Genomic DNA, 26,131 nt, shown 5'->3' with positions numbered 1-26,131 from the left:
TATGTTGATGCCTGCCCGCAGTTAGAGCCGGTTGGAAATCCAACGGCATTGATAGGGAGCAAAGGTGATGTTCGGCTTGGACAGGTCGATCTTTTCGCCCGTCAACAGGTCATACCAGTTTTCCCCTTCGATCAGGTTGATCGCAATATGCGGCACTTCGACCTCTTTGTCGGTGACGTTATGGATCGCGAAAATCGACTGGTCGCGGGCAGGAGACTGCCGCCAGATGCCGAAGATCTCTTCGCCCAGTTGCATGGTGAACTGGGTGGCATTCGGGTGGAATGCTTTTTGCGCGATCCGGATGGCGATCCGGCGCTTCATTTCCGCCAGAACTTGCGCATTCTCGCTTTCGGGATCGTCAAGCAAGCTGCGAAGTTCGGGATAGTCCCAGCGATGCCGGTTGATGGCACGTTTGACACCGGTTTTCTCGACGCCTGCGTGATCGTTATGGGTGGCGAGAAGCGAGTGGATGTAGAAGGCGGGCACACCTTCGAGCGACATGACGATGGTTTGCGAACACAGGAAGCGCGCCACCTGATGATCGTCCTCGCCGCCTTTGATCGTGCCTTTGAGAGCATCGAAATAGGTGATGTTGAGCTCATAGGGTTTTTCCGAACCGTCCGGCAGCGCACGCATGGAGACAAGCCCGCCAAAGTCGCGCACACACTGGATCACTTCGCCCAGTTCTTCGGGCGCCAGAAGCCCTTCGGCCCCGCGCACACCGATCCCGTCATGGGAGGCGGCAAAGTTGAGATAGGCACAACCCAGCTGTGCAGGCGGCATTCGCATCAGCCACTGGTTGAGATAGGTGGAGCTTCCCGACAGAAGCGCATGCAGCAGCAGCGGCGGCAGCGAGAAGTTGTAGATCATATGCGCTTCGTTGCGGTTGCCGAAATAGCTCAGGTTTTCCGCATTGGGCACATTGGTCTCGGTCAGAAGCACCACACGTTCTTCGGCATAGTCGCACAACAGCCGCATCAGGCGCACGATGGCATGGGTCTGGGGCAAGTGGATGCAGGATGTGCCAAGCTCTTTCCAGATGAAGGCGACAGCATCAAGCCGCACAATGCGTACGCCCTTGTTGATATGCAGGCGCATGATCCGCAGGAATTCCAGCAGGACTTCGGGATTGTGGAAATCCACGTCGATCTGGTCATGGCTGAAGGTGCACCAGACATGTTTTGGCCCGTTGACTGTGTTCACTTCGCGCAGCAAGGGGGAGGTGCGCGGGCGCACGACCTGACTGACATCGGTGTCGGGATCAACCTCGACAAAGAACTTGTCATAGGGGGCATGGCCCTGGCGGTATTCCGAGAACCATGTGGACATGGAAGAGACGTGGTTCAGCACCAGATCGGACATCAGGCGGAATTCGCTGCCGATGCGCTCGATGTCGGCCCATTCGCCAAGCTGGCTGTTCACCTGACGGTAATCCGTGACTGCGAAGCCGTCGTCGGAGGTGAAGGGAAAGAAGGGCAGGATATGCACGCCATGCACCACGCCCTTGAGATAGCGATTGAGAAAATCGCGCAACAGGTCCAGCGGCTTGTGCTGACCGTCTACAAGGGAGTTGCCGTAAGTGATGACCAGTGTGTCAGTCTCGTTCCAGAGACTGTTTCCCGGTGCACGGGTGCGGGAGCGCGGTTTCGTTCCTTCGGGCCAGAATGCATCCACGATTTGTTCGGCAAGCTGCTTGCTGTCCAGCTCCGGATAAATCTGTTCGATCAGCGCGCGCAGCCGTGTGCTGATTTGCGAAGATGGTTTGGCCATCGGCGTCCCCTTCGTGGTTGTCTTTTCTTCGGGATAGAACAGACCCTCTGCACAGGTTCAATGCAGCTTTCGGGGAAAACGAAGCTTTCTTGTGCAAATTTTGAGGAAAGAGCGAAAGCGCTTTGAAACCTGCTTTATTTTTGGGCAGTCGAAACAGTTTCGGTGAAATTGGCTGCTTTTCGCAAGAGATGGATGGCCTGTGAGGGCATGTTTTCAGACTCGGTCGCCAACCGCCGTGTCAATCAGCCAGCCGCCCGGACCGGCGATATGGTCTGGCAAGGTCACGATCATCACCTCGCGGATTGCGATGGTGGTCATGATGGCCATAGCCAGTTGATCAAAGGTAACGTCGAACAGAGACATGCTGGTTCTCCTGTAGCTTGCACAGGAATTTCTGTCAGGAGAATCGGGCTGAATTGGGGCGAGGCTTGGGCCGCTTTGGGGAGGTTCGCGAGATTTGAGATATTTCGGAACAACCGCTTGAAGGCCCCGCCCTCAATGCGCGAGATACTCAGGCTTTGAACGGATCATCCGGATAGCCGACGCCCACAAGATAAAGTCCCTCGGGTGGGCATACGGGACCACAGGCCGCACGGTCGCACGCCTCCAGCGCCTTTGTCACATCATCGGGTGTCCATGTTCCCGCGCCGACACGTTCCAGTGTTCCGACAAAGCTGCGCACCTGATTGTGCAGGAAGGACCGCGCCCGAAAGTAAAAGCGGAATTCCTGCCCGTAAGGGATGTCCATGACCTCCACCCGTGCCTCGTCGAGGGTTTTCACGGGGCTATCGGCCTGACACATGGTCGAGCGGAAGGTGGTGAAATCGTGCAGACCCACAAGACGGTCGGCGCCCTCCTGCATCGCATCGCGATCCAGCGGGTGATTGACGCGCCACGCTAGACCTGCCTCATGCACCAAGGGCGCACGCCGTGAAATCAGCCGGAACATATAGCGCCGTTCGCGGGCGGAGAACCGCGCGTGCCAGTCCTCATCCACCCGCGCGGCCTCCAGAATGGCTATGGGGTTGGGTTTGAGGTGATGGTTCAGGGCCTCGCTGAGACGAAACGGATCCCAGTCCTTTGCCATATCGCAATGCGCAACCTGTGCGGTGGCATGAACGCCTGCATCCGTGCGGCCCGCCGCGCCGATCCCCGGACAGTCGGGTTCGAGTTTGCGCAAGGCCTCTTCCACCGCCTGCTGGACGGAGGGATGTTCTTTCTGGCGCTGCCAACCGGCGAAAGGCGCGCCGTGATATTCGATTTTCAGGGCATATCTGGGCATGGGGCGGCAATAGCCGAGAGCGGGGAGGGCGTCCAGTCTTTCTCCCTTACATGCAGCGGCGTGAATGCCTATGTTGAAGCGGTAAACATCTGGAAAAGGCAACGGGCGTGATCCTCAACGATATAGCAGACCGGATTTTTCGCGGCGTAGAGACCGTGCAGGATGGCGTGCACGAAGCCCTGTTCGAGCCGGTTATCCGGCTGGGGGTTACGGGGTTGTCGCGGGCGGGCAAGACGGTTTTCATCACCTCTTTGGTGGCCAACCTTCTGGATCGCGGGCGTATGGCGCAGTTTGGCCCCGCCAGTGCGATCAGTGCCGCCTATTTGCAACCGCAGCCGGACGACACCGTGCCGCGTTTCGACTATGAGACGCATCTCTCGGCACTCACCGCGCCGGAGCCGCATTGGCCGGACAGCACCCGCGCGGTTTCCGAGCTGCGCCTGTCGTTCAAGGTCCGTCCCGCCGGCCTTTTGGGTAGTCTCACAGGACCGCGCACCGTGCATCTCGATATTGTCGATTATCCCGGTGAATGGTTGTTGGATCTGGGGCTTATGGAAAAGTCCTATGCGGAATGGTCGGCAGAGGCGCTTGCTGCGGCGCGGGATCGTGTCGAAGGGGCGGCTTTTGTGGCGGCGCTTGAAGCCAGCGACCCAACCGCCAAACAGGATGAACCCGCCGCCAAGGCTCTGGCGGAGAAATTCACCACCTATCTCAAATCGGCGCGGGAAGCGGGCTATTCGGATTGCACGCCGGGTCGGTTCCTGTTGCCGGGTGAGCTTGAGGGCTCTCCGGTGCTGACCTTCGCGCCTCTGCCAGAAGGGGACGCGCCGCGCGGGTCGCTCAAGCGCGAATTCGAGCGCCGCTATGAAGCCTACAAGCGCGAAGTGGTCAAACCGTTCTTTCGCGACCATTTCTCCCGCATTGATCGCCAGATTGTTCTGGTCGATGCGCTGGGCGCGATTCATTCCGGTCCGAAAGCGGTCGAGGATTTGCGCCGCACGATGGCCGATATTCTCGCCGCGTTCCGTCCGGGTCGGGTGGGGCGGATCATGTCTTTGCTCGGCCAGCACAAAGTGGAGAAAATCCTCTTTGCCGCCACGAAAGCCGATCATATCCATCACAGCCAGCACCCGCGTCTGACTGCGATCATGGAGGCTTTGGTGCGCGAGGCGCGTGATCGGGCCGATTTTGCGGGGGCGGGAACACAGGCCATGTCTATGGCCGCCCTGCGTGCAACGGTGGAGGAGACGATGGAACATGAGGGCCAGAGCCTTGATGTTGTGCGCGGCACCACCGAGAGTGGCAAGCAGGCGGCCTTTTACTCTGGTGAATTGCCGCAAGATCCGGCGCATATCCTGTCACCGGCTCGCAATGGCGCGGAGAAATGGCTCGACGGGCAATATGAAATCATGAAATTCCGCCCTGCGCGGCTGACCCTGCGCCCCGGTGAAGGGCCGCCCCATATCCGGCTTGACCGCGCCGCAGAATTCCTGATCGGAGACAAGCTATGAGTGAGCATCCGCCCGAAAAGCGTGGTCCTGTTCTGATCGAACTGGAAGACGAGGCGACGGTGAATCCGTCCACCGCCGAGCCTGTGCCCGACCTTGCCCCTCTAGCCCGTCCTGCGGCGATGGAGCGGGTGGCGGTTATGGCTGCACGCAAACCTTCGACGCTGGCGCGGTGGTTCTGGCGGCTGTTTGCGGCGCTGTTCACCTTTGTCCTGTCGCTTGCGGCCTATGACTTTATCGCGGGTCTCATCGCGCGCAATCAGGTTCTGGGCTATGTCGCCTTGGGGCTGACCGGCGCGTTTCTGGTGGTTCTGGCGGCGATTGCGTTGAAAGAACTTTCGGCCTTTGCCCGTCTGAAACGGATCGACAGCCTGCAAACGGCGGCGACCGATGCGGTGGGGCGGGGGGATCTCAAGGCGGCGCGCAGGGTGAGTGACAAGCTCGTGGCGCTCTATGCCCATCGTGACGAGCTGTCTTGGGGGCGTGAGCGGTTTGCGGAGCGTCAGGGCGAACTGTTCGATGCGGATGGTGTGCTGGGACTGGCCGAGGCGGAATTGCTTGCCCCGCTTGATGCCGCGGCCCGTCGAGAGGTGGAAGCCGCCGCGCGCCAAGTGGCGACCGTGACCGCGCTTGTGCCTCTGGCCTTGGCTGATGTCTTTGCCGCGCTGACCGCGAACCTGCGGATGATCCGGCGGATTGCGGAGATTTACGGCGGGCGCTCCGGCACGCTGGGATCGTGGCGGGTGACGCGCTCTGTGCTGACGCATCTGGTGGCCACGGGCGCTGTGGCCGTGGGCGATGATCTCATCGGCACGATGGCAGGGGGCGGTGTCATGGCGAAGATTTCGCGCCGGTTCGGGGAGGGCGTTGTCAACGGTGCCCTGACCGCGCGTGTCGGCGTGGCTGCGATTGAGGTCTGCCGTCCGCTGCCCTTTATGAAACTGTCAAAACCGTCTGTCTCCGGCACGGTGAAACGTGCGTTGACCGGATTGTTCGACAAGGGTGCGGAGAAGAGCGCCGGGTAGGCTCAGAACAGCTTCGGCGGTGCGTCTTTGGGCTGGTCGCGCTGGACGATCCCCATACGAAAGGCCCGCCCGATCCTGTGGGCAATCGCGGACCATTTGGCGGCGGTTTCGGCATCAAGCTCTGCATTCAGGGTCTCGTCAAACAGCGCGAGCCATATGGCAAAGTGATGCTCCTTCACCTCCGGCGCCATCAGATGCACGCGCTGCGGGAAGCCGTCATAATTGCGTTCATGCAGAATCGCATTGCGCCAGAACCGTCCGATCTTTTCTTCATGCTCCGGCCAGTTTTCGACATGGGCGCCAAAGACAGGCCCCAGTTCGGGATGCTGTCGCACCGCCGCGTAGAAGCGTTTGATCACGCGATCCATGTCGGCATGGCTGAGGTCGAATTTGGGCGGCAGGGCGGAACGGGTCTCTGTCATCGGGGGCTCCTTTGCATAAAGCTATATTCGGAATGGATTTTTTCCGCCAGCGCCGTGATGTCGCGCTATACCTGAGTGTTTTTATTGCTGAGTAAATTAGTCAACTATCTGATTTTGTTGAGAAATTTCTTGCATTCCGCGTTTGGCTTGCCTATATGAGGATCGGCAAGGACGAAAAGCCACCTGACAGGCATCCATTCTCCGAGCCACTTCCGCGATAGAGCCAAGATTTTCGATCCCCGAGCGGGATCGGCATTGTGATCGAGACGATTGCGATGTCATGTCATTCAAGCGATCCAGCCGGCAAGACAGCGCCGTAGCACGCAAGGCAACCGAGCCAGAGACGCCCGAAAGGGCCCCAGCGAGGAACCTCAGCCAGCCACGCAGCCATCCAGCTCGCCAGAGAGCTTATGAGACAGGGATGCCTTCGGGCGTCCCTTTTTCATATCGTGGCGGCGTCAAGACGGGTTTACCGCCCGTCTGCCGCGTCCTATAAGGCGCGTATGAATTTTGTGGCGATTATTATACGAATTATCAGCCCGGCGCTCTGACCCACTCTTGGGCCCTGCGAGCCGCCGGGACAAGGCGTATGGAGACCCGCGCCGACTTCGCATATCCCCACACCTCCCTCAAGGACCGAACCGACATGTGTTCCGAGACGACCACACCCGATTATAAAGAAACGCTTAATCTGCCGAAAACCGACTTCCCGATGCGTGCGGGCCTGCCGAAACGCGAACCCGGCTGGCTTGAGCGTTGGGCCAAGATTGGTGTTTACGAGAAACTTCGCGAAAAGGGCAAGGCGGACGGGCGTCCGTCCTTTGTGCTGCACGATGGCCCGCCCTATGCCAACGGGCATTTGCACATCGGCCACGCCCTGAACAAGACGATCAAGGACATCATCACGCGCAGCCATCAGATGATGGGCTTTGACGCGCGCTATGTGCCGGGTTGGGATTGTCACGGTCTGCCGATCGAATGGAAGATCGAAGAGCAATACCGCAAGAAGGGCAAGAACAAGGACGACGTGCCGGTCATTGATTTCCGCCGCGAATGTCGTGCCTTTGCCGACGAATGGGTGAACATCCAGCGCGAGGAATTCAAACGTCTTGGCGTTTATGGCACATGGGACGATCCCTATCTGACCATGAATTACCACGCCGAAGCCGTGATTGCCGAGGAATTCATGAAATTCCTGATGAACGGCACGCTGTATCAAGGCTCGAAACCCGTGATGTGGTCTCCGGTGGAGAAAACCGCGCTGGCCGAAGCCGAGATCGAATATCACGACCACAAGTCGCACACGATCTGGGTGCCGTTTAAGGTTGTTTCCGGTGCCGAGGGCGATCTGGCCTCCGCTCGTGTCGTGATCTGGACCACGACGCCTTGGACCATTCCTTCGAATAAGGCGGTCGCCTACAATCCGAAGATTGCCTATGGCCTCTACCGCGTGGATGCGACCGAAGAGGAAAGCTGGACCAAACCGGGCGATCTTTACGTCTTTGCCGATACGCTGGCCGAGGACGCGCTGACCAAATCCCGCGTGACCGAGTTCACCCGCGTGCGCGATGTCACGGCGGACGAGCTTGGTGCTCTGACGCTGGCCCACCCGTTTGCCGGTCTCGACGGCGCGGATGGCTTCTGGGACTACGATGTGCCGATGATCGACGGCGATCACGTTACCGATGATGCAGGGACGGGTTTTGTCCACACCGCGCCGAGCCACGGTGCAGACGACTACGAATGTTTCGTCAAGCGCAACTGGCTCGACCGGATGACGCATAACGTGGGTGAGGAAAGCGAATTCCTGCCCCATGTGCCGTTCTTCGCGGGGCTCACCGTCATCGATCGCAAGGGCAAAGAGGGCAAGGCCAACCCCGCCGTGATCGCAAAACTCGTGGAAGCGGGCGGGATCATCGCGCGTGGCCGTGTGACCCACTCCTATCCGCATTCGTGGCGCTCTAAAGCACCGGTGATCTTCCGCAACACGCCGCAGTGGTTTGCCTCCGTTGACAAGAAACTCGACGATGGCATGGGCACCTATGGCGACAGCATCCGCGAACGGGCGCTGCGCTCGATTGACGAGCTGGTGAAATGGACGCCGCAAACCGGACGCAATCGGCTTTACTCGATGATCGAAAGCCGTCCTGATTGGGTGCTGTCGCGTCAACGCGCATGGGGTGTGCCGCTCACCTGTTTCACCAAGAAAGGCGCTCTGCCCACGGATGATGATTTCCTGCTGCGCAATGACGAGGTGAACCAACGCATCTCTGCCGCGTTCGAGGAAAGCGGCGCGGATGTCTGGTATGAGGACGGGTTCAAGGAAAAGGTTCTGGGCGATATTGTGAACCCTGACGACTATGAGCAGGTGTTCGATGTTCTGGACGTGTGGTTCGACTCCGGTTCGACCCATGCCTTTGTGCTGCGCGACCGTGAAGACGGGACGCCGGATGGCATTGCCGATGTCTATCTCGAAGGCACGGACCAGCACCGCGGCTGGTTCCATTCCTCGCTGTTGCAGGCATGTGGCACCAAAGGTCGTGCGCCCTATAAGAATGTTGTGACGCACGGGTTTACCCTCGACGAGAAGGGCATGAAAATGTCCAAGTCTTTGGGCAACACCATCGTGCCGGAGCAGATCGTCAAGCAATACGGCGCGGATATTCTGCGCCTGTGGGTGGCCCAGACCGATTACACCGCCGATCAGCGGATCGGGCCGGAAATCCTCAAGGGCGTGGCGGACAGCTACCGTCGCCTGCGCAACACCATGCGGTTCATGCTTGGCTCGCTCGCGGACTTTTCCGAGGCGGATCGGGTTGATCCCGCGCAAATGCCGGAACTGGAACGCTGGGTGCTACATCGTCTGGCGGAACTCGACACCACGGTGCGCGAAGGCTACGAGAATTTCGATTTCTCGGGCGTCTGGCAGGCGGTGTTCAATTTCGCGACGGTCGATCTGTCGGCCTTCTATTTCGACATCCGCAAGGACGTGCTCTATTGCGATGGCGACACAGAGCGCCGCCGCGCCGCTCGCACGGTTCTCGACATCCTGTTCCATCGCCTGACCACATGGCTCGCTCCGATCCTGACCTTCACTATGGAAGAAGTCTGGCTTGAGCGTTTCCCCGGTGATGACAGCTCGGTCCATCTGGTCGATTTCCCGGCTCCTGCGCCGGGTTGGCTTGATGGCGATCTGGCGGAAAAATGGGCCGGTATTCGCAAGGCCCGCCGTGTCGTGACCGCCGCGCTTGAAGTGCAGCGCCGTGACAAGGTGATCGGGGCGTCTTTGGAGGCGGCTCCGGTGGTGCATGTCGAGGATGCAGCGGTTCTGGAGGCGCTCAAGACCGTCGATTTCGATGATCTTTGCATCACCTCCGCGATCACGCTCACCGATGATCCGACGCCGAACGAGGCCTTCCGTCTGGAGGGCGAGGTCGAGGGCATCGGCGTGGTGTTCGAGAAAGCCGAGGGCGAGAAGTGCCAGCGCTGCTGGAAAATCCTGCCCGATGTCGGCACCCATAGCCACGCAGGGGTCTGTGCCCGCTGTGACGAGGCGCTGGGCTGATATTCGGCTGAGACTGATTTCAAGGGGGCGGCACGTTGTGTCGCCCTTTTTCCGTCTGGCGCCACAAGTAAAGCTCGTCAGGCTCCTGTGTCATTCAAGGCATCTTGCACCCATTGCCACTCTTCCTCGGTCAACAGCCCGTCCTCGTCGCGGTCATAAAGCGCAAGCGCCTGCGCCAGTTGCGCCAGAAAGTCCTCTTGCGTGATGCGTGTGATGCTGGCCACCTCGCGCAGAGGGGGCTTTATCGCTTTCTCGTCATTCCCCATGAATCATCCCCATCGTGTGTCCGGTTTCCCACCTGTGGAGGGAGACTAAGGACAGGGCGTGAAGAAATCGTCAAAATGGGGGAAAAGCGTGCGAGGCTGCGCCGGTTTATTTTGCGCGGGGGTGGGCGGCCTCGTAGACTTGCAACAGGCGCGCATTGTCCACTGCCGTATAGGCTTGGGTTGTGGACAGGGAGGCATGGCCCAGCAATTCCTGAATCGCACGCAGATCTCCGCCCGCATTCAAAAGATGTGTCGCAAAGCTGTGGCGCATCGCGTGCGGCGTGACGGAGGAGGGCAGGCCAAGCTGCATCCGTGCGGCCTCGGTCACTTTCGAGATCAGGCGCGGATTGAGCGCCCCGCCTCGTGCTCCGCGGAACAAGGGTGTTTCAGGGAGCAGGTCATAGGGGCAGAGCCGGACATATTCCGCTACAGCCTGACGTGCGGCGGGCAGCACCGGCACGATGCGCTCCTTGTTGCCTTTGCCCACAATCCGGATCACCTCGCCCAGAGGCACATCCGATCCTGTCAGCGACAGCGCCTCCGAAATCCGCAAGCCGCAGCCGTAGAGCAGCGTGACAACCGCCACATTGCGCGCGGCGATCCACGGTTCTTCGTCTTGCAACTCAACGGTGGAGAGCATTTCTTTCGCGGCATCGGGCGAGAGCGGGCGGGGCAGTTTTTTTTGAAACTTCGGGGAGCGGGTGGCGAGAATGGCGGTGGCGTCAAACCCGTCGCGCTCGGCCAGCCAGCGGGTGAAGGTTTTGACCGCCGACAAGGCGCGTGCCAGCGAACGCGGTGCAACGCCGCGACCACGTTCATGCGCCATCCATGAGCGCATGTCGCTCAGACGGACGCGGGCAATCGCTGCGGGGCCAAAGCCGCCCCCTTCGTGCTCGGCCAGAAAGCTCAACCAGCCGGACACGTCGTGGCCATAGGCGGTGATCGTGTTTTCCGAGGCGGATTTGAGCGCGCGCTCGTGGTCAAGCCATTGCGCCAGCGTGTCGCGCATCCCCTCTGTGAGTTTGAGGCTCATCCCAACCAGCGACGCATCATTTTTTCGAACACGCCGGAGAAGAACTGGAGCAAATCCGTGCCCTGAGTCGGGCGGAACATATGCGGGTCTTCCGAGCCGAAGACCAGAAGGCCGGGCAGACGGCCGGGGCCGAAATCCAGCTGCATGAGGGCTTCGGAATGGATGAAGTTCTCCGTGTCGCCATAGATCACGTTGGTCTCGGGAGCGACCTGACGCAGGGTGATCGGACGCGCGGGAATATTGCGGCCTGCGGTGATATAGGTTTCGATGAACCCCGGCTCTGCGGTGATTAGCACATCGCCCAGCTTTTTGAGCGCGGGGTCTTCGTCCTCGACCTTGGTTTCCAGCAAGAGCCGGACCGCATCAAGGCGCAGGGTTTGCGCGATGTCGCCGGAGAGCGCGGTGAGAAATTCGGTGAATTCTGTCGGCTCCAGAAGCTGCAACACGGCGCGGTGAATCTGGTTGGTGCCTGCGAGGTTCTCATAGGCGGCAGCGATCACGCTGCGGTGCGTGTCTTCGAGTCGGTCCAGCCGGTCTTCGAGCCGTTCCATCGCCAGACCGCGCAGATCGACGACATTGGCGGCGGCAACGCCGGTGTTGCGTTCATTGGCGGCGATCAGCGCACGCATCACGTCCTGATCATCCAGAACCATACCCGGATCGGAGATGATCTTTTCACGCAGGTCTTCTGCCAAGGGCGAAATCGCCCGGGGGAGTTGGGTGCTCATGAGGCCTCATACTTTACTCGATCCGCCGGTTTTCCGGTCGTTGATCCCACTATGCCCGAAAACGGGCGACAGGTGCAAATATTTGTGAGGCTTTCCGCGCAGTATCGGCGAAATCACGGCCACGCATGAAAAATCCCCCGAACCTGAGGCGCGGGGGAGTTTCCGAAAGTTTGAAAAAACGTCGATCAGACGATTTTGATTCCGGCGTCTTCGGCGTCTTTCACGAATTGCGCCAGACCTTTGTCCGTCAGCACATGGTTGGCCATGGCTTTGATGACGGCAGGCGGCGCGGTGGCCACGTCTGCACCGATCTTGGCACATTCGGACATGTGGTTCGCGGTGCGGATGGAAGCGGCGAGGATTTCGGTTTCGAAACCGTAGTTGTCATAGATCGTGCGGATGTCTTCGATCAGTTCCAGCCCGTCGATGTTGATGTCATCAAGACGACCGATGAAGGGCGAGATATAGGTCGCACCGGCTTTGGCCGCCAAAAGCGCCTGATTGGCCGAGAAACACAGCGTGACGTTGATCTTGTGACCTTCGCCGGAAAGCGTTTTGCAGGCCTTGAGGCCATCAAGGGTCAGCGGCAGCTTGATCACGACATTGGAGGCGATCTTGGCCAGTTTGCGGCCCTCTGTAACCATGTTGTCATAGTCCAGAGCCACAACCTCGGCGGAAACCGGACCGCCGACGATGTCACAGATTTCCTTGGTCACTTCGAGAATATCACGGCCGGATTTCTTGATCAGCGACGGGTTGGTGGTGACCCCGTCAACAAACCCCAGATCGTTCAACTCACGGATTGCCTCGACATCAGCGGTATCGACAAAGAATTTCATGGGCGCTTCTCCTTTCGCCTGCGTTCCTGCGGACTCTTAATCCATGTGAGCGCCTATAGAAAGGGGGTCTGGTTTGCTTCGCGCAAAAGCCCTATCACAGCATCATGGACGAGGCAGAGTTTTACCCCGAAGGCAGATTGGTCGCCGTGCTGACCTGTGAGCCGCTCGACCGGACGCTGGATTACAAAGCGCCCGCAGGCGGGGTTGCGCGCGGGGCTTTTGTCGAAGTGCCGCTTGGCCCGCGCAAGGTGCTGGGCTGTGTCTGGGGCAACGGGATTGGCGGGTTTGATCTGTCGAAAGCGCGTGCAATTTCCACGGTGCTTGATCTTGTCCCTATGCGCGAGGAGATGCGGCTGTTTCTTGAGAAAGTGGCGGCTTATACGCTGACCCCCATGCCTGCCATGCTGCGGCTGGCAACCCGTGCGCCGGGGCTGATGAACCCGCCGGGGATGCGCAAGGTCTACCGGCGTGGCGAAGGTCGCCCGCCACGGGAAACCGAAGCGCGTCAAAAGGTGCTTGATGCCTTGGAGGAATATGGCGGGCTGTCGTTCACGCTCAAGGAACTGGCCGATCTTGCGGGTGTGACATCTTCGGTGGTGAAGGGGCTTTTGCCCTCCGGTGTCATTATCGAAGAGGACACGCCGCGCGATTTGCCCTATCGCCGTCTTGATGCGGATGCGCCGGGAAAGGCGCTGACCGAGGCGCAGACCAACGCGGCTAAAGCCCTGCGCGAGGCGGTGGCTTCCGAGCGCTATTCTACCACGCTTTTGAAAGGTGTGACCGGTTCGGGCAAGACGGAAGTCTATCTTGAAGCGGTGGCGGAATGTCTCAAACATGGGCGTCAGGCTTTGGTGCTTTTGCCGGAGATCGCGCTCACCGCCGAGTTTCTCACCCGTTTTGAAGAACGCTTTGGCGCACGCCCTGCCGAATGGCACTCCGGTGTCACGATGACCGAACGCCGCCGCGTCTGGAAGATGGGGGGCGAAGGCGGGGCGCAGGTGGTTATCGGAGCGCGATCTGCGCTTTTCCTGCCGTTTCGCAACCTTGGCCTGATCGTGGTCGATGAGGAACATGACACCTCCTACAAGCAAGAGGACGGGGTGCTGTATAATGCCCGCGACATGGCGGTGCTGCGTGCTTCCCTGTGTTCCGCCTCTGTGGTGCTGGCTTCGGCCACGCCGTCTCTGGAAAGCTGGGCGAATGTCGAGGCAGGCAAATACAAGCGCCTTGATCTTGAAAGCCGTTACGGCCCTGCGGTGATGCCCGATATGTATGCGCTTGATCTGCGTGGCGAGAAGATGCCCTCGACCCGGTTCATTTCGGACGCGCTTGCGGCGGCTGTGAAGAAACGGATGGGGCTGGGTGAACAGAGCCTGTTGTTCCTGAACCGGCGCGGCTTTGCGCCTGTCACAATCTGTCGGGCCTGCGGGTATCAGATCACCTGTGACCATTGCGATGCGCGGATGGTCGAACACCGCTTTCTCAAGCGTCTGATGTGCCACCAATGCGGCGAGACCAAACCGATGCCGGAAGCCTGTCCCTCCTGTGGGGTTGAGGGGCGTCTGGCCCCTGTCGGCCCCGGTGTGGAACGACTGGCCGAAGAGGTGACGGAGCGGTTTCCCGAGGCGAAATGTGCAGTCCTGTCCTCGGACCTGTTTGCCTCTGCGCGGGCCTTGAAAGAGCAGATCCGCCAGATCGCGGAGGGCGACACGGACATCATCATCGGCACGCAGCTTGTCGCCAAAGGGCACAATTTCCCGAACCTCACTCTGGTGGGGGTGATCGACGCCGATCTGGGGCTGCAAGGTTCCGATCTTCGTGCGGCGGAGCGGACCTTCCAGTTGATGCGTCAGGTGGCCGGTCGCGCGGGACGCGCGGCGAAAAAAGGCGTGGCTCTGCTGCAGACCTATCAGCCCGAGCATCCGGTGATCCGTGCCATTCTGGCGGGTGACGAGGAAGGGTTCTGGCGTGCCGAGGCAGCCGAGCGGAAAATGGCGGGGGTGCCGCCTTACGGGCGCATGGCGGGGATCATCCTGTCGGGGCCTGATCTCGCCGTGGTGACGGATGTCGCCAATCACCTTGCGCGGGTGGCGGGCCCCTTGCAGCGCGTCGGGGCGCAATTGTTCGGCCCTGCGCCTGCGCCGATTGCGCGGGTGCGCGGGCGGCATCGCATCCGGCTTCTGGTCAAGGCGGAGAAAGGCGCTCCGCTACAGGCGGCTTTGTCCGACTGGGTCGCGCAGGTGAAGCTGCCTAACGCGGTCCGGCTCCAGATCGACATTGATCCGCAGTCTTTTTGGTAGGGGCCTGCTGCTGCCGTCAACCGAAGGCTTTCGGATAGGTCAATGTGCGGGTTTTGCCTTTGGCCGGTCCTGCAATCAGCGTGTGATCCAGCGGGTAGGGAGAGGTGAAATCCTCTGTGACAGGGGCAAAGCCGCAGCGGGTGTAAAACGCCGGATCGCCCAGAACCACCACGGTCTGACCGGACATCTCCGCCCACTGGCTGATCATGCCCACCAGCCGCCGCCCGAAGCCCCGCGCTTGCAGGTCGGGACGGATAGCGACCGGCTCAAGGCAGAGCCAGCCTTTGGGCGAGACCATTGTGGACAGTGCGGCATAGCCGATCACTTCGCCCGCCATCGGCAGGACCATTTCCCCTGCAATGGCGCGGGATTTGCGCAGGGTCTCGACAAGCCGCGCCTCGTCCTTTTGCCCGAAGGCTGCATCAAGCAGGGCGGAGACGGCAGGCTCTTCGCCGCGTTTCATCTCGCGCATGAAGTCGGGGGTTTTGAGCGCATCTGTATTGAGCATGGGATCTCCAAAGAAAAGGGGCGCGAAATTCGCACCCCTTGAAAACATATCCTGAGCGGAAGGTCTTCAGACTTTCAGGTTCGGGATGATCTGTTTCTTGCGGGACATGACACCGGGCAGAACCACTTTGTCGCCTTCGACTGTGACGCCAAAGGATTTTTCGGCCACGGTTTTGCACAGATCGTTCGGGATGAAGAAAGTGGCTTCTTCGTTCAGAATGTCCACGACGAACAACAGCACCTGATCAACACCGTCTTCGGCTTCGACAGCTTTGAAGCTCTCCATAAGCGACGCCTGACGGTCGAGCACCAGTTTCGGCGCTGTGGTCTCAAGCACGGAAATGCGGAATTTGGTGCCGTCGATCTCGTATTCCTTGCTGTCCATGCGGATCAGCTCGGCGTCAGAGAATGCGGAAATGTCGGATTTGGCTTCGAACATCTCGGCGGCATATTGGCCAAGATCGAGGTTCAGCTCTGCGGCCAGTTTCTCGGCCAGTGCCTTGTCCACATCGGTGGTGGTCGGCGAGCGGAATTCCAGCGTGTCCGAGAGGATGCAGGACAGCATCGCGCCTTTGATATTGTCGGGCATCTTGTCGGCATCGTCACCCATCAGGTCATACATAATGGTGGCGGTGCAGGCCAGCGGGCGGATGGTGATGTCGATCGGGCCTTTGGTCTCCAGCCCGCCCACCAGTTTGTGGTGGTCAATGATCGCGGTCACATTGGCGGAGTTGATCGCCTCGGGCAGTTCCGCAGGGTTGTTGGTGTCGACGATGACGACATCCTGATCTTCGGCGACTTCGGAAATGATCTCGGGTTTCTCGAAACCCCATTTCTCGATCACGAAGGCGGCTTCGGTGTTCGGTTCGCCCAGAAGAACGGCTTTGGCGTCAACGCCTTTGACCTCGTTGAGATACCATGCCCAGATGAGCGGGGAGCCGGTGGAATCGGTGTCGGGGGATTTATGGCCGAAAACTAGCGTGGTCATATGGGATATGTCCTTCGAGAATGATCGTTTTGCGGGCCTTATAGGCAGTGCGGCATGGCTTGTCACGCCTTGCGAGCGCTCACGGCTTGCCTGTATCACAGGTGTTATGAAACCGATCCGCGAAACCGACCTCTATCTTCCCGTCAAAGCGCATTTCGAGGCCTTGGGTTTCGACGTGAAAGCGGAGGTGCGCGATGCCGATGTGGTGGCGGTGAAAGACGGGGTGCCGGTGATTGTGGAGTTGAAAACGGGGTTCACGCTTCAACTCTTGCAACAAGGTGTCACGCGTCAGGCCATGTCCGATCAGGTCTATCTCGCCGTGCCGCGTTGGAAGGGCAGGGCTGCGTGGCGGATGTTCAAAGGCAACCTCGGGCTTTGCAAGCGGTTGGGGCTGGGGGTGTTGTCGGTCAATGTGGCAGAGGGCACGGTGCAGGTGCATCACGAACCGCGCCCGTTTACTCCGCGTAAGAACAAGGCAAAGACCGAGAAGCTCTTGGCCGAATTCCACAGGCGCGAAGGGGATCCGAACCTTGGCGGCTCAAAGGCCGGAGGGCGGGTGACGGCCTACCGGCAGGATGCGGAAAAATGCCGCGCCTATCTGCGCGCGCATGGCCCGTCGAAAGGCGCGGTCGTGGCGCGGGAGACGGGCGTGGCAAATGCCACCCGCCTCATGCGCGACAACCATTACGGATGGTTCGAGAAGGTGGAAACCGGCATTTATGCCGCCCTGCCGGAGAGTTAGTCACCTGTCTGCATGATATTGGACAGTTTCGGCGACAGGGGGAACAGGTCGGCTTGCAGGGCGTGATAGATGTCAGGCTTGCCGATGAACTGGTGGTCTGTATGCGCACCGTTTGCGTCGATCTCCGGATACCAGCCGCCCGTCTTGCGGTCGATGAAGGAGGTCTCCGCAAATGACCAGAGGCGGCGATACCAGCCTTCGTCGGAGGCGCGGTGTTCGAGCTTGATCAGCGCGGCAAAGACCCCGATGGCTTCGGCCACGGGCCACCAGTAGCGCGCGGTCTCGCTGGGTTTGCCGTTGTAGTCGACGGTGTAGATGATCCCGCCGGAGGTACTTTCCCACCCGTCCGCCAGAGCGCGTTCCACCAAGCTGCGTGCCAGAGCCGGTGCGTCGTCATCCTTGCGGCCCGACAGGTCCCAGTATTGCAGAAGCAGTCGCGCCAGTTCAAAGGAATGCCCCGGTGTTGTGCCTGAAGGCCGGAACATCGGGTCGCCGGAATAGTTGTGATCCACCGCCCAGTCTTTCGTGTAATGCTCGGGAATACGGAAATCGTTTGCGGCGGCTTTCTGACGGACAAAGAAATCCAGAATTCGGCCCGCCATGTCCAGATAGAGCGTGTCTCCGGTCGCCTCGAAGGCGGTCAGAAGCGCTTCGGTGGCGTGCATATTGGCGTTGAAACCGCGATAGGTCGAGAAGGGCGTCCAGTCCCGATTGGCTTCATCCGCAAAGAGGCCTGCGTCGTCTTCCCAGAATCGCTCCAGCAGCACAGAGGTGATGTCGTCCAGCAGCGGTCGCGCGTCGGGATGTCCGGCTTGCATGGCGCTGGCAGCGGCCAGAAGGACAAAGGCATGACCATAGGCGAGCTTTTGATCGTTGCAGATTTCGCCATGGCGGAGCGACCACAAATAGCCTCCATGCACAGGATCGCGGTGGGCCTTTGTGATGAATTTCAGCCCGTGATCAATCATCTGTTCGCAATCGTCAAAGCCGAACAGGGCACCGAGCGCATAGGAATGCACCATGCGCGTGGTGGCGAAAAGCTCTTGCGGCAGGTCACGAAGCGGCGCGCCATCTGCGTCCAGTTGATAGAACCCGCCCTCGGGGCGAAAGCTCTTGCGGAAAAAGTCGAGCTGGCGTCCGGCATCCGCGCGCAGCCCGCTGCGGTGCTCCTGCGTGTCGATCCAGAATGCGGCAGGATCATCAGGGCCAATGACAGAGGCATCATGCGCAATGGTATCACTCATCTTGAGGTCCCTTTTCGATTTTCTGGACAAACTGAAGGTCTTCGGCTTTCGCCCCTTCGAGGCGTTGAATGAGATAGGCGGCCATCAATTCGCCTGCAGCGGCAATATCTTCGAAGACACTGGGGATTTTGGGTCGGACGAAATCAAAGGCGCCGGAGGTTTGCTTGGTCGTAATGAAAACGTCTTTGCCGGGTTTGAGGCCGATGTCGTCAAGCGCCGCCAGCGTTGCGAGCGCGGAGGTGTCTCCGGGCAGGATCAGCCCGTCGGGCGGGGCACTTTCGGTAAAGCGGGTCTTGATGGCGGTTGCGATGTCTTCCGGCGGGCTGTCGAGAGTGACCGAAGAGATGTTTTCATAGGACGCGCCGGTTTCACGCACAGCGGCCATAAAGCCCTGTTTGAGGTGGTGGTGAAAGGTCAGATGCTCTTGCGGCAGCAGGATCATCAGCTTGTCCGCCCCCGCCGCGACAAGCCTGTGAACGGATTGATAGGCGAAGCCGTAATTGTCGAAGTCAACAAACGGATGCGGGGTCGCAAGCTCCGTGCGGCCATGGGAGACAAACGGAAAGTCGTTTTCGATCAGATGCCTGATCCGGATGTCATTCGGTTCGGTCCGTGACAGCAGGATGCCATCGGCCAGACCGTTCTGAACGATCCGCCGCACAGTCGCATCCGCCGCCTCGGTGTCGAATGTGGGCATCACGACGAGGTGGTAGTGTGAATGACCAAGCGCGGTGAAAATACCACGGACAAGAGAGTTGCCAAAGCCAAGGATTTCTTCGTGGGCGGGCAGGACCAGACTGATGACATTCGTGCGCCCTGTGCGCAGCCTTTGGGCAGCCCGATCCGGCACATAACCCAAGGCATTGGCGGTGTCGGTCACGAGCTTGCGGGTTTCCAGTGCAATGAGAGGATCGCCGGAGAGGGCACGCGATACGGTTGCAACAGAAAGACCGAGTTTCTGCGCAATGCTGCGCTGTGTCGGGCGTCTGTTTTTGGGTTGCTTTAGCACGGGTTGCGTCCTCGTTTGGTCACGCGATTTGATACGTTATAAGCGCCATAATCAACTGTATTTTTCGGCCTACATTCTGATATGGAGTTATATTCAATTGAAATAAAATGATTTTCGCAAAAAATAAAGCTGAACATACTTCTTGACAGACTGGCGTAGTTAAACGTTATAAATTTTAAAGTGAATTTTGGGAGGATTCTATGAAACTTACGAAACTTATGGCGACAGCTGCCATTGGCGCTGTGCTTGCGGGCGCATCTTCGGCTGAAGATGTTGAGGTTCTGCATTGGTGGACCAGTGGCGGCGAAGCGGCTGCGCTTAACGTTCTGAAAGAGGATCTCGCGGCACAGGGTATCGGCTGGGTCGATATGCCAGTGGCTGGCGGCGGCGGTGAGGCGGCTATGACCACTCTACGTGCGCGTGTCACGGCAGGCGATGCGCCGACGGCTGTTCAGATGCTCGGTTTCGATATTAAGGACTGGGCCGCTGAGGGCGTGTTGGGCAACCTGAACGAGGTTGCCGAAGTTGAAGGCTGGGATGCGGTTGTACCGGAGGCGCTCCAGTTCTTTTCCAAATATGACGGCAACTGGATCGCGGCCCCTGTGAACGTGCATTCGACCAATTGGGTCTGGATGAACAAATCCGTTCTGGACGCGACAGGTCTGGGTGAGCCGACAAGCTGGGAAGAGTTCATCGCGGTGCTTGATGCGATGAAGGCCAACGGCGTGACGCCTTTGGCGCATGGTGGTCAGGCGTGGCAGGACGGAACCTTGTTCGATGCGGTTGTGCTCGGACTGGGCGATGACTTCTACAAATCCGCCTTGATCGATCTCGATCCGGATGCACTGGGCGGCGACAAGATGGTGGAAGCCTTCGAACGTATGGCGGTCCTGCGCAGCTATGTGGACGACAATTTCTCGGGCCGCGACTGGAACCTTGCCTCTGCAATGGTCATCAACGGTGAGGCTGGTGCGCAGATGATGGGCGACTGGGCCAAGGGCGAATTCCTGCGGGCCGATCAGGTGCCGGGCGAGGACTTCGTCTGTATCCGTTTCCCTGGCACGCAGGGAGCTGTCACATTCAACTCCGACCAGTTCGTGATGTTTGATGTGGGCGAGAACACCACGGCGCAATATGCGATGGCAAAAGCGGTCATGGACCCTGTGTTCCAGTCGGCTTTCAATGTCGTGAAGGGCTCTGTTCCGGCGCGGACGGATGTGCCGAACACAGACTTTGACGATTGCGGAAAAAAAGGCATGGCGGATCTGGCCGATGCATCGGCCAACGGGCGCCTCTTTGGCTCGATGGCGCATGGTCACTCTGTTCCGGCGGCTGTGAAAAACGCGATCTATGATGTCGTCACAGCGCATTTCAACGGTGAGTTTGATGCGCAAACAGCGGCTGAAGAACTGGTCAACGCTGTCGAATCTACCCTGTAACCTTCTGATGCGCGGGCGATCTGTCCGCGCATTTTTTCCGGCAGGCCGCTTTGTATTTGCCGGATGCCGCGGGGCGTTCACCTCTCATCCCATGCTCATGAACGGGGAATTTTCGAGTGACGGATCAGGATCTTAAAAGCCGGTTGCAGAACTGGATACCAAAGCTGGTGCTTTCGCCATCCCTCGCGCTGACCTTGGTGTTTGTTTACGGCTTCATTCTCTTCACCGTGTATCTGAGTTTCACCAACTCGCGGATGCTGCCCAACACCGATTTCGTGGGGTTTGCCAATTACGAGCGCCTTTGGGGGCTGCGGGCGTGGTGGGTTGCCATCAAGAATCTGGCTGTTTTCTCTTCGCTCTATATCGTGATTTGCATCGGCATTGGCCTGATGCTGGCGATTTTTCTGGATCAGAAAATCCGTGGCGAAGGGATGTTGCGTCCGATTTACCTTTATCCAATGGCGTTGTCGTTCATCGTGACGGGCACCGCATGGAAGTGGTTTCTCGACCCCGGTATCGGGCTGGAAAACACCATGCATATGTGGGGTTGGGAGAGCTTTGAATTCCGTTGGATCAAGGACCGGAACTATGCCATTTATACCGTTGTTCTTGCCGCTGTGTGGCAGACGAGCGGTTTTGTCATGGCGATGTTCCTTGCCGGATTGCGTGGCATCGACAATGAAATCCTCAAGGCCGCCCAGATCGACGGGGCGTCGAACTGGAACCTCTACCGGCGTATTGTGATCCCGCTTTTGCGACCGGCCTTTCTGTCCGCCTTCGTGATCCTGTCGCATCTTGCGGTCAAATCCTATGACCTTGTGATTGCATTGACAGGCGGCGGGCCGGGACGAGCGACGGAGCTTCCGGCGACGTTCATGTATTCCTACACATTCACGCGGAACCAGATGGGCACCGGTGCCGCCAGTGCGGTTATCATGCTGATGACGATTGCGGCGATCATGACGCCCTATCTCTATTCCGAACTGAAGGAGAAGCGCTGATGTCCGCCGCTGCTCAGGAGAATGCCGTTAAAACGGGGCGTGTCTACCGTGTGCTCATCTATCTGGTGTTGCTGCTCTTTGCGCTTTTCTATCTCTTGCCGCTGTTCGTGATGCTCACCAACTCGGTCAAGCCGCTCGACGAGATCACCGGCGGCAACATGTTGGCCCTGCCGCAGAAATGGACGATCGAGCCGTGGTTCAAGGCATGGTCCACCGCCCAGATCGGGGTCGAGCCGACGGGTTTACGCCCGTATTTCATCAACTCCCTTCTGATGGTTGTGCCTGCGGTGGCGATCACGACCGTTCTGGGGGCGCTCAATGGCTATGTGCTAACCAAATGGCGGTTTCGCGGGGATACGATCCTGTTCGGGCTGATGCTGTTTTCCTGCTTCATTCCGTTCCAGATCGTTCTGATCCCTATGGCGGCGGTTCTAGGCAAGCTGGGCCTCGCTGGTTCAATTCCCGGACTGATCTTGGTGCATGTGGTCTACGGGGTCGGGTTCTCGACGCTCTATTACCGGAACTACTATGCCGCCTTTCCGACCGAACTGGTGCGGGCCGCGATGATTGACGGGGCGGGGTTCTTCCGGATTTTCTGGCGCATCCTGCTGCCGGTTTCCGGTCCGATCACTGTGGTCTCGGTCATCTGGCTGTTCACCAACATCTGGAACGACTTCCTGTTCGGTTCCTCTTTCGGCGGCACATCGCAGCCGGTGACGGTGGCGCTCAACAACCTCGTTCAATCTTCGCAAGGCGTCAAAGAATATAACGTGCATTTCGCTGCCGCGATCTTTGCCGCTCTTCCAACGCTTCTCGTTTACATCGTCGCTGGCCGGTATTTCGTCCGCGGCTTGATGGCAGGCTCAGTCAAAGGTTAAGAAAATGGGTTTTCTCGACATCAAGAACGTCACGAAATCTTACGGCTCGGTCGAGGTTTTGCATAAGGTGGACATCAGTGCGGAGGAGGGAGAATTCCTCGTGCTGGTCGGGCCTTCGGGCTGTGGCAAGTCGACCTTGCTCAACATGATTGCGGGGCTTGAGGACATCACGAGCGGCGACATTTCGATCAATGGTCGCGTCGTCAACGGGGTGCATCCGTCCAAACGCAACATCGCGATGGTGTTCCAAAGCTATGCACTCTACCCGAATATGACGGTTGGTCAGAACATGACCTTCGGTCTTGAGATGCACGGTGTGCCCAAGCCGGAGCGCGAGCGGGCGTTGCGTGATGTGGCCAAGCTGTTGCAGATCGACAATCTTCTGGACCGCAAGCCGGGGCAATTGTCCGGTGGTCAGCGTCAGCGGGTCGCGATGGGCCGCGCGCTTGTCCGTGAGCCGGATGTCTTTTTGTTCGACGAGCCTCTGTCGAATCTGGATGCAAAGCTGCGGGTCGACATGCGCACGGAGATCAAGAAGCTCCATGCAAAGCTCAAGACCACCATCGTCTATGTGACCCACGACCAAATCGAGGCCCTGACGCTTTCCACCCGCATTGCGGTGATGAATGGCGGATATGTCCAGCAGCTTGGCACGCCGAAAGAGATTTACGACACGCCGGCCAATATCTTTGTAGCGACTTTCATGGGCAGCCCCGCGATGAACATTGTTCCGGCCAAAGTGGTGCTGCGCGACGGTCTGCCTTATGCCGAACTGACCAATGCGAAGGGCGAGAGCGTGTTCTTGAAATTCAGCCAGCCCAATCTGGCCGAATGGGAGGGCAGGGATATTCTTCTGGGACTGCGGCCCGAGGCCATCACGGACATGGATGGGGCGGACAGGACATCCGAGAATATCGAGGTGTTGCACAATATGGTCGAGGTGACGGAACCTGCGGGCTCGGACACTTTTGTGACCACGACGTTTGGCGGCAAGGACGTGATCGCACGGCTTCGGGCGGACACCGATGTGCATGCGGGGCAGCCTTTTGACTTTGCCATTAATATGGAAAAGGCAGTCGCCTTTGATCCGGCGACGGAAGCGCGTATCGCAGCGGGGTGATGCCTGTTATTTCGCGAAAGGGTAGGCAGGTTGGGCGATTGTCCGGCCTTGCTTCCTGTCTTTGATGCTCCGTCCCGAGTGGCCCGTGTCAGGCCGTTTTCAGCTGGCTTTCACCCCATTGCTTTGAAGTGCGGACTTTCTTCAGTCTCCCCCATTGACTCACATCAACCTCCTTCCTAACTATGCATCGTTGTCACTCGCTAGAGGTGAGTGCTAACGACTGATTTTACCGCCCTCCGCCATGCAATGTGGTGTGGGGCCCGAAACTGAAACTTTGAGCGAAGGAGCCTCGAAGATGGCATTCAAACCGCTGCACGACCGTGTTCTGGTCGAACGTGTTGAGAGCGACGAAAAGACCGCTGGCGGTCTCATCATCCCCGATAGCGCGAAAGAAAAGCCTGCCGAAGGCAAAATCGTCGCCGTTGGCGAAGGTGCCCGCAAAGACAGCGGCGAGCTGATCGCACCTTCCGTTAAAGAAGGCGACGTTGTTCTCTTTGGCAAATGGTCCGGCACGGAAGTGACCGTGGACGGCAAAGAGCTTCTCATCATGAAAGAGTCGGACATCCTCGGCATCATCTCCTGATCGCCTGAGACCGACCCCTCAATATTATTTTACGGAGTGAACAATGGCTAAAGAAGTCAAGTTTGACGTCGACGCACGCAATCGCATGCTCAAAGGCGTGAACATCCTCGCCGACGCAGTGAAGGTGACCCTCGGTCCGAAAGGCCGCAACGTGGTTCTCGACAAATCCTTCGGCGCACCGCGCATCACCAAAGACGGTGTGTCCGTGGCCAAAGAGATCGAGCTCGAAGACAAGTTCGAAAACATGGGCGCCCAAATGGTGAAGGAAGTTGCTTCCCGCACCAATGACGAAGCTGGCGACGGCACCACCACCGCCACCGTTCTGGCACAGTCCATCATCAAAGAAGGCCTCAAGCAGGTTGCTGCCGGTCTGAACCCGATGGATCTGAAGCGCGGGATCGATCTTGCGACTGCGAATGTCGTGGAAGCGATCAAAGCGGCATCCCGTCCGGTGAACGACTCTGCCGAAGTGGCTCAGGTCGGCACCATCTCTGCCAACGGCGAAGCTGAAATCGGTCGTCAGATCGCCGACGCGATGCAGAAAGTCGGCAACGACGGTGTGATCACTGTTGAAGAAAACAAAGGCATGGAAACCGAGACCACCGTGGTCGAAGGCATGCAGTTCGACCGTGGCTACCTGTCCCCGTATTTCGTGACCAACGCCGACAAGATGCTCGCAGAACTCGATGACTGCATCGTGCTTCTGCACGAGAAAAAGCTCTCCTCGCTTCAGCCGATGGTTCCGCTTCTTGAGCAAGTTATCCAGTCGCAAAAACCGCTTCTCATCATCGCTGAAGATGTTGAAGGCGAAGCGCTGGCAACTCTCGTGGTCAACAAACTGCGCGGCGGTCTGAAAATCGCAGCTGTCAAAGCACCGGGCTTCGGTGATCGTCGTAAAGCCATGCTGCAAGACATTGCGATCCTCACCGGCGGTCAGGTGATCTCCGAAGATCTCGGCATGAAGCTCGAAAATGTCACTATGGACATGCTCGGCTCCGCCAAGAAAATCACCATCTCCAAAGACGAAACCACCATCGTCGACGGTGCTGGCGAGAAAGCGGAAATCGAAGCTCGCGTGGCTCAGATCCGCACCCAGATCGAAGAAACCACCTCTGACTACGACCGTGAAAAACTGCAAGAACGCGTTGCGAAACTTGCTGGCGGTGTGGCTGTCATCCGCGTTGGCGGCATGACCGAAGTGGAAGTGAAAGAGCGCAAAGATCGTGTGGATGATGCTCTCAACGCAACCCGCGCTGCTGTTCAAGAAGGCATCGTTGTGGGTGGCGGTGTGGCCCTCGTTCAGGCTGGTAAAGGCCTCGAAGGTCTCAAAGGCGCCAATGCCGATCAGGACGCTGGTATTCACATCGTGAAGAAAGCCATCGAAGCTCCGCTGCGTCAGATTGCTGAAAACGCAGGCGTCGACGGCGCTGTTGTGGCTGGCAAAATCCGCGAGTCCGACGATCTGGCCTTTGGCTTCAACGCTCAAACCGAAGAATATGGCGACATGTTCGCTTTCGGTGTGATCGATCCGGCCAAAGTGACCCGCACGGCTCTGGAAGACGCTGCGTCCATCGCAGGTCTGCTGATCACGACCGAAGCTATGGTTGCTGACAAACCGTCCAAAGACGGCGCTGGCGCTGGTGGCGGCATGCCCGACATGGGCGGCATGGGCGGCATGGGCGGCATGATGTAAGCATCTCGCAAGAGATGTGATCAAGCCAACCGGCTCACATTTAAAGGGTCGCCTATGGGCGGCCCTTTTCCTTTGGGAGCGGCATGAGTTTCTTTAGGGCTGCAAAAGCGGCCTAACACGCTCAGGAATAGGACTAAAAATCTGTATTGCCTTTTTCCTCTCCGTTGGCAGCATTTCGCACTTGCGAAG

23 protein-coding genes are annotated in these 26,131 nt (G+C 58.8%); 11 read left to right on the top strand and 12 right to left on the bottom strand.

Features of this window, described 5'->3' with window-relative positions; genetic code table 11:
- Positions 1-21 precede the first annotated feature (21 nt).
- The 3 genes from BM152_RS06945 to truA all read right to left on the bottom strand — a co-directional run bounded on the left by BM152_RS06945 (position 22) and on the right by truA (position 3,052).
- A complete protein-coding gene (locus BM152_RS06945; RefSeq protein WP_066599675.1) occupies positions 22-1,770 on the bottom strand; it encodes a sugar phosphorylase in 1,749 nt (582 codons plus the stop codon).
- A gap of 213 nt (positions 1,771-1,983) precedes the next feature.
- Complete coding sequence (locus BM152_RS19245; RefSeq protein ID WP_156444343.1) at positions 1,984-2,133, bottom strand: hypothetical protein; 150 nt, start codon at positions 2,131-2,133, stop codon at positions 1,984-1,986.
- A 148-nt stretch (positions 2,134-2,281) separates the two neighbouring features.
- Positions 2,282-3,052 (bottom strand): tRNA pseudouridine(38-40) synthase TruA, encoded by a 771-nt coding sequence (gene truA / locus BM152_RS06940; protein WP_066599671.1) that lies wholly within the window; start codon positions 3,050-3,052, stop codon positions 2,282-2,284.
- Between the two features lie 107 nt (positions 3,053-3,159).
- On the opposite strand from truA, the gene BM152_RS06935 reads away from it, so the two are divergent.
- Together BM152_RS06935 and BM152_RS06930 are read left to right on the top strand one after the other, a co-directional pair.
- On the top strand, positions 3,160-4,563 hold the full coding sequence (locus tag BM152_RS06935) for a YcjX family GTP-binding protein (RefSeq protein ID WP_066599668.1): 1,404 nt from the start codon (positions 3,160-3,162) through the stop codon (positions 4,561-4,563).
- A complete protein-coding gene (locus BM152_RS06930; protein WP_066599666.1) occupies positions 4,560-5,585 on the top strand; it encodes a YcjF family protein in 1,026 nt (341 codons plus the stop codon). Before BM152_RS06935 ends, BM152_RS06930 begins: the two co-directional genes overlap by 4 nt.
- 2 nt (positions 5,586-5,587) lie before the next feature.
- Here BM152_RS06930 and BM152_RS06925 read toward each other — a convergent pair whose 3' ends face one another.
- A complete protein-coding gene (locus BM152_RS06925) occupies positions 5,588-6,007 on the bottom strand; it encodes a group III truncated hemoglobin (protein WP_066599665.1) in 420 nt (139 codons plus the stop codon).
- A 646-nt stretch (positions 6,008-6,653) separates the two neighbouring features.
- Here BM152_RS06925 and ileS point away from each other — a divergent pair.
- On the top strand, positions 6,654-9,572 hold the full coding sequence (gene ileS / locus BM152_RS06920) for an isoleucine--tRNA ligase (protein WP_066599747.1): 2,919 nt from the start codon (positions 6,654-6,656) through the stop codon (positions 9,570-9,572).
- Positions 9,573-9,649: 77 nt separating this feature from the next.
- Here the strand turns inward: ileS and BM152_RS06915 are convergent, their stop codons facing one another.
- From BM152_RS06915 to fsa, 4 genes are all read right to left on the bottom strand, one after another.
- Positions 9,650-9,838 carry a hypothetical protein gene (locus BM152_RS06915; RefSeq protein ID WP_066599664.1) on the bottom strand — a complete coding sequence of 63 codons (189 nt, stop codon included), beginning with the start codon at positions 9,836-9,838 and terminating at the stop codon, positions 9,650-9,652.
- Positions 9,839-9,944: 106 nt separating this feature from the next.
- On the bottom strand, positions 9,945-10,871 hold the full coding sequence (locus BM152_RS06910) for a tyrosine recombinase XerC (RefSeq protein ID WP_066599662.1): 927 nt from the start codon (positions 10,869-10,871) through the stop codon (positions 9,945-9,947).
- Complete coding sequence (locus BM152_RS06905; protein WP_066599660.1) at positions 10,868-11,599, bottom strand: DUF484 family protein; 732 nt, start codon at positions 11,597-11,599, stop codon at positions 10,868-10,870. The genes BM152_RS06910 and BM152_RS06905 overlap by 4 nt, the downstream gene beginning before the upstream one ends.
- A gap of 185 nt (positions 11,600-11,784) precedes the next feature.
- Entirely contained in the window at positions 11,785-12,438 is a 654-nt protein-coding gene (fsa, locus tag BM152_RS06900; protein ID WP_066599659.1) for a fructose-6-phosphate aldolase, read from the bottom strand.
- A 104-nt stretch (positions 12,439-12,542) separates the two neighbouring features.
- On the opposite strand from fsa, the gene BM152_RS06895 reads away from it, so the two are divergent.
- Positions 12,543-14,738, top strand: coding sequence for a primosomal protein N' (locus BM152_RS06895; RefSeq protein WP_066599656.1), 2,196 nt, complete (start codon positions 12,543-12,545; stop codon positions 14,736-14,738).
- A 16-nt stretch (positions 14,739-14,754) separates the two neighbouring features.
- Here BM152_RS06895 and BM152_RS06890 read toward each other — a convergent pair whose 3' ends face one another.
- Both BM152_RS06890 and BM152_RS06885 read right to left on the bottom strand, forming a co-directional pair.
- Positions 14,755-15,246, bottom strand: coding sequence for a GNAT family N-acetyltransferase (locus BM152_RS06890; RefSeq protein WP_066599744.1), 492 nt, complete (start codon positions 15,244-15,246; stop codon positions 14,755-14,757).
- A gap of 66 nt (positions 15,247-15,312) precedes the next feature.
- Entirely contained in the window at positions 15,313-16,233 is a 921-nt protein-coding gene (locus BM152_RS06885) for a manganese-dependent inorganic pyrophosphatase (RefSeq protein ID WP_066599654.1), read from the bottom strand.
- 7 nt (positions 16,234-16,240) lie between these two features.
- On the opposite strand from BM152_RS06885, the gene BM152_RS06880 reads away from it, so the two are divergent.
- Positions 16,241-16,975, top strand: coding sequence for a DUF2161 domain-containing phosphodiesterase (locus BM152_RS06880; protein ID WP_231730467.1), 735 nt, complete (start codon positions 16,241-16,243; stop codon positions 16,973-16,975).
- On the opposite strand, the gene BM152_RS06875 is transcribed toward BM152_RS06880, so the two are convergent.
- Together BM152_RS06875 and BM152_RS06870 are read right to left on the bottom strand one after the other, a co-directional pair.
- Positions 16,972-18,219 carry an AGE family epimerase/isomerase gene (locus tag BM152_RS06875; protein WP_066599651.1) on the bottom strand — a complete coding sequence of 416 codons (1,248 nt, stop codon included), beginning with the start codon at positions 18,217-18,219 and terminating at the stop codon, positions 16,972-16,974. The two genes, BM152_RS06880 and BM152_RS06875, sit on opposite strands and share 4 nt — an antisense overlap.
- Positions 18,212-19,228 (bottom strand): LacI family transcriptional regulator, encoded by a 1,017-nt coding sequence (locus BM152_RS06870; RefSeq protein WP_111481350.1) that lies wholly within the window; start codon positions 19,226-19,228, stop codon positions 18,212-18,214. Before BM152_RS06870 ends, BM152_RS06875 begins: the two co-directional genes overlap by 8 nt.
- A gap of 200 nt (positions 19,229-19,428) precedes the next feature.
- Between BM152_RS06870 and BM152_RS06865 the strand changes: the two genes are divergently transcribed.
- From BM152_RS06865 to groL, 6 genes are all read left to right on the top strand, one after another.
- Positions 19,429-20,667 (top strand): ABC transporter substrate-binding protein, encoded by a 1,239-nt coding sequence (locus BM152_RS06865; RefSeq protein WP_066599647.1) that lies wholly within the window; start codon positions 19,429-19,431, stop codon positions 20,665-20,667.
- A 116-nt stretch (positions 20,668-20,783) separates the two neighbouring features.
- Positions 20,784-21,668, top strand: coding sequence for a carbohydrate ABC transporter permease (locus BM152_RS06860; RefSeq protein ID WP_066599644.1), 885 nt, complete (start codon positions 20,784-20,786; stop codon positions 21,666-21,668).
- Positions 21,668-22,546, top strand: a complete 879-nt coding sequence (locus BM152_RS06855) for a carbohydrate ABC transporter permease (protein ID WP_066599642.1) — start codon at positions 21,668-21,670, stop codon at positions 22,544-22,546. Before BM152_RS06860 ends, BM152_RS06855 begins: the two co-directional genes overlap by 1 nt.
- 4 nt (positions 22,547-22,550) lie before the next feature.
- Positions 22,551-23,666, top strand: a complete 1,116-nt coding sequence (locus BM152_RS06850; protein WP_066599641.1) for an ABC transporter ATP-binding protein — start codon at positions 22,551-22,553, stop codon at positions 23,664-23,666.
- A gap of 295 nt (positions 23,667-23,961) precedes the next feature.
- Complete coding sequence (groES, locus tag BM152_RS06845) at positions 23,962-24,249, top strand: co-chaperone GroES (protein ID WP_066599636.1); 288 nt, start codon at positions 23,962-23,964, stop codon at positions 24,247-24,249.
- Between the two features lie 43 nt (positions 24,250-24,292).
- Positions 24,293-25,942 (top strand): chaperonin GroEL, encoded by a 1,650-nt coding sequence (gene groL / locus BM152_RS06840; protein ID WP_066599634.1) that lies wholly within the window; start codon positions 24,293-24,295, stop codon positions 25,940-25,942.
- The last annotated feature ends 189 nt before the right edge of the window (positions 25,943-26,131 follow it).

It is taken from the genome of Celeribacter halophilus, assembly GCF_900114135.1.
GTDB classification, from domain to species: Bacteria; Pseudomonadota; Alphaproteobacteria; order Rhodobacterales; family Rhodobacteraceae; genus Celeribacter; species Celeribacter halophilus.
This window is presented reverse-complemented; position numbering and strand designations above follow the sequence as displayed.